The 9970-nt window shown below is 61.9% G+C and carries 13 protein-coding genes; 3 read left to right on the top strand and 10 right to left on the bottom strand.

Features of this window, described 5'->3' with window-relative positions; all coding sequences use genetic code 11:
• Window positions 1–181 precede the first annotated feature (181 nt).
• From AB4Z53_RS08005 to AB4Z53_RS08015, 3 genes are all read right to left on the bottom strand, one after another.
• Entirely contained in the window at window positions 182–586 is a 405-nt protein-coding gene (locus AB4Z53_RS08005; protein WP_441595489.1) for a ketosteroid isomerase-related protein, read from the bottom strand.
• Between the two features lie 87 nt (window positions 587–673).
• The gene (locus AB4Z53_RS08010; protein ID WP_113540448.1) at window positions 674–1096 is read right to left on the bottom strand and encodes a secondary thiamine-phosphate synthase enzyme YjbQ; all 423 of its coding nucleotides are present in this window, start codon (window positions 1094–1096) and stop codon (window positions 674–676) included.
• Window positions 1097–1236: 140 nt separating this feature from the next.
• Window positions 1237–1590 carry a DUF1428 family protein gene (locus AB4Z53_RS08015; RefSeq protein WP_113540449.1) on the bottom strand — a complete coding sequence of 118 codons (354 nt, stop codon included), beginning with the start codon at window positions 1588–1590 and terminating at the stop codon, window positions 1237–1239.
• Window positions 1591–1741: 151 nt separating this feature from the next.
• Between AB4Z53_RS08015 and AB4Z53_RS08020 the strand changes: the two genes are divergently transcribed.
• Window positions 1742–2194, top strand: a complete 453-nt coding sequence (locus AB4Z53_RS08020) for a VOC family protein (protein ID WP_441595490.1) — start codon at window positions 1742–1744, stop codon at window positions 2192–2194.
• 90 nt (window positions 2195–2284) lie between these two features.
• Here the strand turns inward: AB4Z53_RS08020 and AB4Z53_RS08025 are convergent, their stop codons facing one another.
• Window positions 2285–2854, bottom strand: coding sequence for a transglycosylase SLT domain-containing protein (locus AB4Z53_RS08025; RefSeq protein ID WP_113540451.1), 570 nt, complete (start codon window positions 2852–2854; stop codon window positions 2285–2287).
• A gap of 87 nt (window positions 2855–2941) precedes the next feature.
• Between AB4Z53_RS08025 and AB4Z53_RS08030 the strand changes: the two genes are divergently transcribed.
• Window positions 2942–3757, top strand: coding sequence for a DUF2066 domain-containing protein (locus AB4Z53_RS08030; protein ID WP_441595491.1), 816 nt, complete (start codon window positions 2942–2944; stop codon window positions 3755–3757).
• A 22-nt stretch (window positions 3758–3779) separates the two neighbouring features.
• Here the strand turns inward: AB4Z53_RS08030 and AB4Z53_RS08035 are convergent, their stop codons facing one another.
• The 4 genes from AB4Z53_RS08035 to AB4Z53_RS08050 all read right to left on the bottom strand — a co-directional run bounded on the left by AB4Z53_RS08035 (window position 3780) and on the right by AB4Z53_RS08050 (window position 7136).
• The gene (locus tag AB4Z53_RS08035; protein WP_113540453.1) at window positions 3780–4073 is read right to left on the bottom strand and encodes a GYD domain-containing protein; all 294 of its coding nucleotides are present in this window, start codon (window positions 4071–4073) and stop codon (window positions 3780–3782) included.
• Window positions 4074–4273: 200 nt separating this feature from the next.
• Entirely contained in the window at window positions 4274–6331 is a 2058-nt protein-coding gene (rpoD, locus tag AB4Z53_RS08040) for an RNA polymerase sigma factor RpoD (RefSeq protein ID WP_113540454.1), read from the bottom strand.
• 89 nt (window positions 6332–6420) lie between these two features.
• Window positions 6421–6645 (bottom strand): hypothetical protein, encoded by a 225-nt coding sequence (locus AB4Z53_RS08045; protein WP_162768926.1) that lies wholly within the window; start codon window positions 6643–6645, stop codon window positions 6421–6423.
• Window positions 6646–6791: 146 nt separating this feature from the next.
• A complete protein-coding gene (locus tag AB4Z53_RS08050) occupies window positions 6792–7136 on the bottom strand; it encodes a GFA family protein (RefSeq protein WP_113540456.1) in 345 nt (114 codons plus the stop codon).
• Between the two features lie 217 nt (window positions 7137–7353).
• Between AB4Z53_RS08050 and AB4Z53_RS08055 the strand changes: the two genes are divergently transcribed.
• A complete protein-coding gene (locus AB4Z53_RS08055) occupies window positions 7354–7812 on the top strand; it encodes a hypothetical protein (RefSeq protein ID WP_223725079.1) in 459 nt (152 codons plus the stop codon).
• 37 nt (window positions 7813–7849) lie between these two features.
• Here the strand turns inward: AB4Z53_RS08055 and tdh are convergent, their stop codons facing one another.
• Together tdh and AB4Z53_RS08065 are read right to left on the bottom strand one after the other, a co-directional pair.
• Window positions 7850–8884 carry an L-threonine 3-dehydrogenase gene (gene tdh, locus AB4Z53_RS08060; protein ID WP_441595492.1) on the bottom strand — a complete coding sequence of 345 codons (1035 nt, stop codon included), beginning with the start codon at window positions 8882–8884 and terminating at the stop codon, window positions 7850–7852.
• An 11-nt stretch (window positions 8885–8895) separates the two neighbouring features.
• Window positions 8896–9970: glycine C-acetyltransferase (locus AB4Z53_RS08065; protein ID WP_441595493.1), on the bottom strand; the 1075-nt coding region annotated here is incomplete at its 5' end.

The following is a 9970-nucleotide window of genomic DNA, read 5'->3' on the forward strand; positions in this document are numbered from 1 at the left end:
GTTTATTGAGATCATCGGGGACGGGAATGCGGCCCCGTGCGAAAGCGACGATTGCTGGTGTGATCGTCGCGGCAAAAGCAAATCTTGTGCCGTCAGGACAGTCGCGCAAACAGAATATCGAGGCATTTTCAGGCGTCGAAGGCCGCAATCGAGCGATTCGCGCTCGTCACGCAGGCCCTCGTCAGCCAGCGAGCGTCCGTTCGAAAATGCGGATGTTGCGATAGTGGCTGAGGCGGGTGATGACCCCCTCCTCTATCTCGAAGATCAGCACGCTCGGGATGGAATAGCTCTGTCCCGTTGCAGCGGGAAAGCCGTCCATCGTTTCGCGATAGGTACCACGCGCCGTCAGGTCGGCCGCCACCCGCTGGCCGAAGGCATCGCGCATCAGCACGACATCGCCGAACTGTTCGTCGAAACGGCGCAGGTAGTTCATCAGCCAGGCGCGCAGGGGACCCACGCCGACGGTGCGCTGGCCCGTCAACGAATCGAGCTCGATATCCTCATGGACGAGCCGCGCCAGCGCCTCGAAATCACGCTGGTTCAGCGCTTCGATGAAGCGGTTGGCAATGGTCTGTGCATCCGTCATTGCTGTTCCTCTCCGGCGCCTCTCCATGCTCTAACTAGGACGGAACCCGTTCCGGTCAATTGCGTCGTCGCGTCGATCGGATGGCGATCAGGCGCCAAGGTGCAGCACGATCTCGCGACGGTGTGGCCGGTCGCGATGTTCGAAGAGATAGATCCCCTGCCAGGTGCCGAGCGCCAAGCGGCCACGGGCAACGGGAATACCGAGCGAGACCGGTGTCAGCGCCGCCTTGATATGCGCCGGCATGTCATCCGGTCCCTCCTGCGTGTGCACGACCCAGCTCATCGCGGGGTCGGAAGACGGCGGCACCAGCCGGCGAAAGAAGGCGTCGAGATCGCGCTTAACATCCGGATCGGCATTTTCCTGAATGAGAAGCGAGCAGGACGTGTGGCGGACGAAGACGGTCAGGAGCCCCTCTCCGTCCGTATTGGCCCGCACGAAGGCGGCCACCTGGTCGGTGAACTCGTAGAGCCCCTGCCCGCGGGTGGAAATGGTGATGCTCGTCTGCGGCATGTCGGTCTCCAGCGGGCAGCGGCACCCGCCGCAAGGCAGGTGCAACACGTTGAGCTTCCCAACGCTTCTACCCCTGGACCGTTCCCGCTCCAAGACAGGGCGCCATGGGAAAAGGTGCCGCGCCGTCTACATCTCCAGGCCTACATCTCCAGAAAGGTCTGGAAGCCGCCATAGATCATGCGCTTGCCGTCGAAGACTTCCTTCCAGGCGTCACCCTGCAGCCGCGGATCGGCCATCACCTTGGCGACGATCGTGTCGCGGTCGGCTCGAGACTTGTAGGCGATCCAGGAAAAGACCACCGTCTCATCGTCCTTGGCCTGAACCGAGCGGGGGAAGGACGTCACCTCGCCATAGGGCACGTCGTCGGCCAGGCATTCGTTGTAGGAGAGCGCGCCATACTCCATCCAGACATCGCCCGCCGCCTTGGCCATCGCCTTGTACGCCTCGATGTTCGCCTTCGGCACGGCAACGATAAAACCATCCACATAGGTCATTGAGAAATCCTCCTTGGTTCTTTCGACCAGCAAAGGACGCTTGAGGCGCAAAGGTTCCGACACGGCCTTTGATTTTTTTAAACCGCGTCTGTCGGAACGGGCATCGCCCGTTCGTCCTTAGTTGGTAGCAATCACCACGGGAGACATATCCATGCAGAGGATCACGCCCTTTCTCTGGTTCGACGATCAGCTGGAGGAGGCCATCGGCTTCTACACCTCCATCTTCCGCAACGCCCGCGTCACCGACATCCAGAAAGGCCCGGACGGCAAGGCCTTCACCGCGAGCTTCGAACTCGACGGGCAGCATTTCATGGGGCTGAACGGCGGCCCGCATTTCAAGTTCAACGAGGCGGTATCGTTTTTCCTGCGCTGTGCCGATCAGGCGGAGGTCGACTACTATTGGAACCGGTTGCTCGAAGGCGGTACGCCGCAGCATTGCGGTTGGCTGAAGGACAAGTTCGGCCTTGCCTGGCAGATCATTCCGAGCGCCCTGATGCGACACCTTAGCGATCCCGATCCGGCACGCGCCGCACGCGCCCAGCAGGCGATGATGGGCATGGTGAAGATCGACGTCGCCGAACTGAAGAGAGCGGCAGCCGGCTGAAGCGAGACCAACGAAAGTGTCACACGGTTCGGCGTCCGGTTGCGCAAAACAATGGGACAGGACACTCCCGCGCCCTTGGCTGGAAGGGCCTTAGCTGCCGCAGCCCCTGAGCTGCTTGTTGTAAATCGACGCCATGCCGGCCGCCCGCTTGGCGCCGGTCTTGGCCGTATCGCTCCAGTTGCCGCGCGCATAGCCGGCGTGGCCGTGGTAGTAGGCGATGTAGAGCCGGTAGGCGTCGTTGAGCGCAATGCCGTTCTGCTGCGCGCTCTCGCGGTGATACCAGGCGATGAAGCGGATGGCGTCGCCGAAGTCCGAGCGCCGTGCGGCCCAGCGGCCGGTCTCGCTCTGATAGCGCGCCCAGGTGCCGTCAAGCGCCTGGGAATAGCCATAGGCGGTGGAGGCGCGCGTCCAGGGGATGAAGCCGAACAGCTTGGTGCGCGGCGGCCGCGCATTATGGCGGAAGCCGGACTCGGTATAGATCGTCGCCATCAGGATCGGCACGGGCACGCCGTATTCGCGCTCGGCGCCATAGGCGGCACGACGCCAATTGTTGAACAGGCCATCTCGCTGCTCGAAAACCGCACAGGCATTCCGGGTGTCTCTCGGCACCGTTCCGCAGCCGGCCAGCAACAGGAGGACGACGACAAATACGCAACGCATCGCAGAACCTCGGGTTTCCGAGAAATTGATAAAGTGTAAACGTTAAGGATCTCTTTTGATTCAAAGGCCAACGATCGGGAGAGCCGCATGACGAAGTCGAGTTTGCTGCTGCCGTTCCTGCTTGCTTTGAGCCTTGGCGATGCGGCAAGGGCCGGCGATATCGAGCAACTTTATCGCAGTGACGCGGTCGTCACCGGCACCGGCGAGCTCAACCGGCAGATCGGCTTTCGCGAATGCCTGGATGAAGTGCTGGTGAAAGTTTCGGGTGATCCGACGATCCCCAAAGCGCCCGGCTTCGCAGCGCTCGAGGCTGAGGCGGGCAGCTTCGTCTCGTCCTTTTCCTATCGCGACCGGATGGAAGGCATCCCCATCCACGACGAACAGGGCACCCACGATCGCCCGCACGATCTTAGGTGCCTTTATGCACCGGCAACGCTCGACCCGCTTCTCGCAAAGCTCGGCCACAAGCCGTGGCTCGAGCCGCGCCCGGTGATTGCCGTGTTGCTGGCGGTCGAGGATCAGAGACGCCGCTTCGTGCTCGCGCGCGACGGCGACGAAAGCCCCTATATGGCGGAATCGCTTCAGGCGGCAGCGACACCGCTCGCCCTTTCCGTCGTCCTGCCGGACAGGGCAACCGTTGCAGATGCGCAGCTGGACTTCACCGTCGTATCGCAAGAAGGCCCTGAGAAACTCGCCAGGCTCGCGGCCCTCAGCAAGGACGACATGCCGCTCGCAGGGACGCTGGTCTGGTCCGATCAGGCCCGCGGCTGGATCGCCAACTGGCGGATGATGTCGGCCGGCAAAAGCTACACGTGGCAGGTCAGCGGCGTCAGCTTTGACGACGCCTTTCGCAATGCGTTACGCGGTGCGGCCCGCGTCCTCTCCGGAAACGGGCCGCCCTGAACGGCTGCGGCGTCGCTGCATTTTATCCGAGCGAGGCAATCAGTTCGCGATAGGCCGCCTCTGGAAATGCCTTGAGCGTGGTCGAGCGCACATTGCCAGCCATGCCGAGCGTCAATGCAAAACGTGCCGCCACCGCGTCGTCTGGCGCTTCGACGACGGCCACCATGTCGTAGTCACCCATTGTCAGGAAGAAATGCTTGAAGGAGCCGCCCATCTCGCCGAGCACCTGCCTGGCTGTGTCGAGCCTCTTGGGAGAGTCGCGCACATTCTTCACGCCCTGCTCGGTCCAGTTGAGGAGCATGACATAAGTGGTCATCCTACACCTCCACGGGGCACGCTTCACGCCCGCGGTGCGATTGCTCCCGCGTCTTAGACGGGGTGCCCCAATTGCTCCGAAAGCGCGAATATACTCCTCGTTGAAAGCCCCCACAATAAATCGCTTGGGTGAGACGGAAACGAAAAAGCCGGGCACAGGGCCCGGCTCTTTTGATTTTGCGATTTTGAAACAGCCCGACTTTAGCTGTCGAGGAAGCTTCTGAGCTTCCTGGAACGGCTCGGATGCTTGAGCTTTCGAAGCGCCTTCGCTTCGATCTGACGGATACGTTCGCGGGTAACCGAGAACTGCTGGCCGACTTCTTCGAGCGTGTGGTCGGTGTTCATCCCGATGCCGAAGCGCATGCGCAGCACGCGCTCTTCGCGCGGCGTCAGCGAAGCGAGAACGCGAGTGGTCGTCTCGCGCAGGTTCGCCTGGATGGCGGCGTCGATCGGCAGCAGCGCGTTCTTGTCCTCGATGAAGTCGCCGAGGTGCGAATCTTCTTCGTCACCGACAGGCGTTTCGAGCGAGATCGGCTCCTTGGCGATCTTCAGGACCTTGCGGACCTTTTCGAGCGGCATGGCGAGCTTTTCGGCCAGTTCTTCCGGCGTCGGCTCGCGACCGATCTCGTGCAGCATCTGGCGCGAGGTACGAACGATCTTGTTGATCGTTTCGATCATGTGCACCGGAATACGGATCGTGCGGGCCTGGTCGGCGATCGACCGGGTAATCGCCTGACGGATCCACCAGGTCGCATAGGTCGAGAACTTGTAACCGCGGCGGTACTCGAACTTGTCGACCGCCTTCATCAGGCCGATGTTGCCTTCCTGGATGAGGTCGAGGAACTGCAGGCCGCGGTTGGTGTACTTCTTGGCGATGGAGATGACGAGGCGCAGGTTGGCTTCGACCATTTCCTTCTTGGCGATGCGCGCTTCGCGCTCGCCCTTCTGCACCATCGAAACGATGCGACGGAACTCGGCGATCGAGATGCCGGTTTCGGTGGCGAGGTTCTGGATCTCCTGGCGGATGTCGCGGATCGTCTGGTTTTCGCTCTTGGCGAATTCCTTCCAGCCCTTGCCGGCCAGGTTGCTGATCGACTTCATCCAGTTCGGGTCGAGTTCGGCGCCCGAATACTGCTCCAGGAACGAGTCGCGCTTGACGCCGTAGGATTCGGCAAGCCGCAGCAGGCGGCCTTCGTTCTGCATCAGGCGCTTGGAGATGTCGTAGAGCTGCTCGACCAGGCTGTCGACGCGGTTCTGGTTGAGCGACAGCGACTTGACCGCCTTGATCAGCTCGTCCTTGAGTTCCTTGTAGCGGCGCTCCTGGGCGGGCGAAAGCGTGCCGGTGGCAGCAAGGCGGGCTTCCACCTGCTGGTCCTGCAGCTTGCGCAGCTTCTTGTAGGTCTCGGCGATGATGTCGAGGGTTTCCATGACCTGCGGGCGCAGTTCCGCTTCCATGGCCGCGAGCGAGAGGTTCGACTCGTCGTCGTCTTCCTCTTCTTCCTCGGCCGGCATGACATCGCCGCCGACATTGGTAATGTCGTCGTCGTTGGCGGCGGTGCGCACCTTGCGGGTCTTTTCCTTTTCCTCGGCCGCCTTGCGGTCAGCCTCGATCTTTTCCGGGCTCTGGAACTGCGGGGCAGCCTTGGCCTCGGGACCGGAATAGGTGGTTTCGAGATCGATGATCTCGCGCAGCAGCGTCTGGCCTTCGTTCAGTTCGTCGCGCCAGATGATCAGCGCCTGGAAGGTCAGCGGGCTCTCGCAGAGACCGGCGATCATCGTTTCGCGGCCAGCCTCGATGCGCTTGGCGATCGCGATTTCGCCTTCGCGGGACAGGAGCTCGACCGAGCCCATTTCGCGCAGGTACATGCGGACCGGATCGTCGGTACGATCGGTCGGTTCCTTCTTCTTGCTGGTCGCAAGCGCCGTGCCGCCGGAAGGGGCGAGTTCGCCGCCTTCGCTGTCGCCGTCGTCGTCGCTCGCCTCGTCGTCACCGCCGCCGGCAGCCTCTTCGGCTTCCTCGTCCTCGATCACGTTGATGCCCATGTCGGACAGCATCGCCATCGTGTCTTCGATCTGTTCGGAGGTGACTTCCTCGGACGGAAGGACCGAGTTCAACTCGTCCATCGTCACGTAGCCGCGCTTCTTGGCGGCCTTGATCATCTTCTTGACAGCGTCGTCGGAAAGATCGAGAAGCGGACCGTCCGGAGCACCTTCGCGTTCTACGTCAGCTTCTTCGTTTTCTTTGACTTTGGTTGCCATTTAGTTCGTCGCTTTCCTTGTCGCAACCGGCGTGAGTCCGGTGCCAATGCCGCTCGAAGGTTCGGGCACGCCGCGTACCCGCCACCGAATCATTTCCCCTGACGTAACGGGATGATGTTTAATTCCTGTTTAACCACGAGTGCGATCGTGGCAAAGCGGGCAAGCTTCGACAGTCCTGCCACTGAAACGTCTCTGGCATGATTCCCTAACCGCCGTGTCATTTCGCCATTTCTTATTCGGAAATGGTGATTCCCACTATTTTCGATCCCGTCAAGCATTTCCGCTGAAAAACCGGCTGATTCGGCAAAAATCACCGTTCCTATCGCTTTTTGGGGTTTATCAGCTTCCGCTGAAGATGTAGGCGCTGCCCGCCAAAAGACAAGGGTGCCACCGATTTAATCGGCAAGGTCCCGTTGTGCCATATCCGCACCGCAACCAGAGATTCATCTTTCCCCTGCTCCTAAACCGAACGACCGTCGTATTTGACGATCTTGACCGCCTCCAGATCGAACTCCGGCAAGCAACGCAGGTTGATTGCGGCCATCTTCCCGTGCGGTCCCTCGCCTTCGCCGAAAGGGGCGATGCCGCAGCTATCGCAGAAATGATGCCGGATGACATGCTTGTTGAAGAGATAGGTCGAAAGGTCCGTTTCCGGTGTCTTCATCGTCAGCCTGTCGCGGGGAATGAAGGCAAGCAGCCCGCCGCGGCGGCGGCATAGCGAGCAGTTGCAGTCGATAGCCTCGGCGAAATCCCCCTCCACCTCGAAGGCGATCTTGCCGCAATGGCAACTTCCCTCATAACGCATGCACGGTCTCCTCTAACTTCCCAACAAGCCTGGTTGCTGCGACGAAGATAGCGCGGCGGCGCCTGCAAGCAAGCGCCGCTGCCCGGGGCCATGAGCGCGCAAAACAATTCCACGTTCGGCCCGTTTCCGACCGAAGTTCGCAAGTTTGTTCCGGCTTTTTGCTTGCACCCGACCCGATCGCGGGCGACTTTCGCCACCGATCTCATGGAGGAGCCGGATGCTCATCAAGGAAACCGACGCCATGCGCGTGCTATCGATCGCGCGGCGTCTCACCATTCCCGACGTCAAAAATGAAAGCGCCGCATTGGCGCCAGTCATCGAGGCGGAAATGGAACGCGCCGGAATGACGCCCGCAGGCCCCTGGGTCTTCATTGCGCGGAACCTGCCGAAAAACGCCAAGACCCTCTTCGACTGGCGGATCTGCCGTCCGGTCACGGGTGGCGAGAACTATCGCGGCGATTTCGACCTGATCGACCTGGAGCCGATCATGGTGGCATCGGCCCTGCATCAGGGACCGATGCGCAGTCTTTTCACCCAGGGCTACACGCCGCTGGTCGAGGAGATCGAGATGTCCAGGCACAATTTCTCCGGCGAGAGCCGCGAAATCTATCATCGGTGGGCGGGCCAGGGCGCCCGCTACCACGAGATCGAGATCCAGTTCGGCCTTGCCAACTGAGCCGCCGCGCCTTGCGGGGTACGGCGTCCCTTGGGGCTTACCAGTCCATGACGACCTTGCCGGAATTGCCCGAGCGCATGGCCTCGAAGCCGTCGCGGAACTCGTCGATGGTGATGCGGTGGGTGATGACCGGGGCAAGGTTGAGACCGCCCTGCACGAAGGCAATCATCTTGTACCAGGTCTCGAACATCTCGCGGCCATAGATGCCCTTGAGGTTGAGCATCTTGAAGATCACCTTGTTCCAGTCGATCTCAAAGCCTGCCGGCGCAATGCCGAGGATGGCGATCTTGCCGCCATTGTTCATCTTGTCGATCATGTCGCGGAAGGCGGGAGCCGCCCCCGACATTTCCAGCCCGACGTCAAAACCCTCGGTCATGCCGATCGCCTTCATCACGTCGGCAAGGTTCTCCTTCGACGCGTCGACGACGTAGTCGATGCCGACGCTCTTGGCGAGCGCCAGGCGCGTCGGGTTGATGTCGGTGATCACCACCTTGCGGGCGCCCGAGCGCTTGGCGACCATCGCCCCCATGATGCCGATCGGCCCGGCGCCGGTGACCAGCACGTCCTCACCAACGAGATCGAAGGAAAGGGCGGTGTGCACCGCATTGCCGAACGGATCGAAGATCGCCGCGATCTCATCGGGCACGTCGTCGGGGATCGGCACGACGTTGTATTCCGGCAGGCAGACGAACTCGCCGAACGAGCCCGGCCGGTTGACGCCGACGCCGAGCGTGTTGCGGCACAGATGCCCGCGACCGGCCCGGCAGTTGCGGCACTTGCCGCAGACGATATGGCCCTCGCCCGAGACCCGTTCGCCGACATGGTACTTGGTGACGGCCGAGCCGACCTCGGCGATCTCGCCCATGAACTCGTGGCCGACGACCATCGGCACCGGAATGGTCTTCTGCGCCCACTGGTCCCAGTTCCAGATGTGCACGTCGGTGCCGCAGATCGCCGACTTCTTCACCTTGATCAGCACGTCGTTCGGGCCAATCTCCGGCACCGGCACACGCTCCATCCACAAGCCCACTTCGGCCTTCGACTTGACCAGCGCCTTCATCATGTTCGTCATCAGTCTCTCCCTCAGATCACGCCGAGGTCGCGGCCGACCTCTTCGAAGGCGGCGATCGCCCGGTGGACGTCCTGTTCACTATGCGCTGCCGACATCTGCGTGCGGATGCGCGCCTGGCCCTTCGGCACCACCGGGAAGGAGAAGCCGATGACATAGACGCCCTTCTTCAGCATGCGGGCCGCCATCTCCTGGGCGAGTGCGGCGTCACCGAGCATGACCGGGATGATCGGATGGCCCTCGCCGGCCAGCGTGAAGCCGAGCTTGGTCATCTCGGCGCGGAACAGTGCCGCATTGGCATAGAGCCGCTCGCGAAGCGCATCGCCGTTGTCGATCAGGTCGAAGACCTTCAGCGAGGCCGCGGCAATCACCGGCGCCAGCGTGTTGGAAAACAGATAGGGCCGCGAGCGCTGCCTGAGCCAGTCGACCACCTCCGCCTTGGCCGAAGTATAACCGCCCGAAGCGCCACCGAGCGCCTTGCCGAGCGTGCCGGTGATGATGTCGATCCGGCCCTCGACGCCGCAATGCTCGGCCGAGCCGCGGCCATTCTTTCCGACGAAGCCGACCGCATGGCTGTCGTCGACCATGACCATGGCGCCATACTTGTCGGCGAGGTCGCAGACCCCACCGAGATTGGCGATGATGCCGTCCATCGAAAAGACGCCGTCGGTGGCAATCAGCTTGAAGCGGCTGCCTTCGGCCTTCTTCAGCTCTTCTTCCAGCGCCGCCATGTCGTTGTTGGCATAGCGGAAGCGCTTGGCCTTGGAGAGCCGTACGCCATCGATGATCGAGGCGTGGTTGAGCGCATCGGAGATGATCGCGTCCTCTTCGCCAAGCAGCGTCTCGAACAGGCCGCCATTGGCATCGAAGCAGGAGGAATAGAGGATCGTGTCTTCCAGGCCGAGGAAGGACGAAATCCGCGCCTCGAGCTGCTTGTGCTCTTCCTGCGTGCCGCAGATGAACCGCACCGAGGCCATGCCGTAGCCATAACGGTCGAGCGCCTGTTTGCCGGCCTCGGCAAGCTCTTCACTATCGGCAAGGCCGAGATAGTTGTTGGCGCAGAAGTTGAGCACGCGCTCGCCCGAGGCG

Origin of the sequence: Ensifer sp. 2TAB8 (assembly GCF_052115125.1) — a bacterium.
Taxonomy (GTDB): domain Bacteria; phylum Pseudomonadota; class Alphaproteobacteria; order Rhizobiales; family Rhizobiaceae; genus Ensifer.

Coding starts and splice junctions, on each gene's coding strand:
- tdh (WP_441595492.1), bottom strand. CDS start 8,884: ATGACGAACATGATGAAGGCGCTGGTCAAGTCGAAGGCCGAAGTGGGC.
- AB4Z53_RS08025 (WP_113540451.1), bottom strand. CDS start 2,854: ATGCGTTGCGTATTTGTCGTCGTCCTCCTGTTGCTGGCCGGCTGCGGA.
- rpoD (WP_113540454.1), bottom strand. CDS start 6,331: ATGGCAACCAAAGTCAAAGAAAACGAAGAAGCTGACGTAGAACGCGAA.
- AB4Z53_RS08055 (WP_223725079.1), top strand. CDS start 7,354: ATGCTCATCAAGGAAACCGACGCCATGCGCGTGCTATCGATCGCGCGG.
- AB4Z53_RS08020 (WP_441595490.1), top strand. CDS start 1,742: ATGCAGAGGATCACGCCCTTTCTCTGGTTCGACGATCAGCTGGAGGAG.
- AB4Z53_RS08010 (WP_113540448.1), bottom strand. CDS start 1,096: ATGCCGCAGACGAGCATCACCATTTCCACCCGCGGGCAGGGGCTCTAC.
- AB4Z53_RS08005 (WP_441595489.1), bottom strand. CDS start 586: ATGACGGATGCACAGACCATTGCCAACCGCTTCATCGAAGCGCTGAAC.
- AB4Z53_RS08035 (WP_113540453.1), bottom strand. CDS start 4,073: ATGACCACTTATGTCATGCTCCTCAACTGGACCGAGCAGGGCGTGAAG.
- AB4Z53_RS08050 (WP_113540456.1), bottom strand. CDS start 7,136: ATGCGTTATGAGGGAAGTTGCCATTGCGGCAAGATCGCCTTCGAGGTG.
- AB4Z53_RS08030 (WP_441595491.1), top strand. CDS start 2,942: ATGACGAAGTCGAGTTTGCTGCTGCCGTTCCTGCTTGCTTTGAGCCTT.
- AB4Z53_RS08015 (WP_113540449.1), bottom strand. CDS start 1,590: ATGACCTATGTGGATGGTTTTATCGTTGCCGTGCCGAAGGCGAACATC.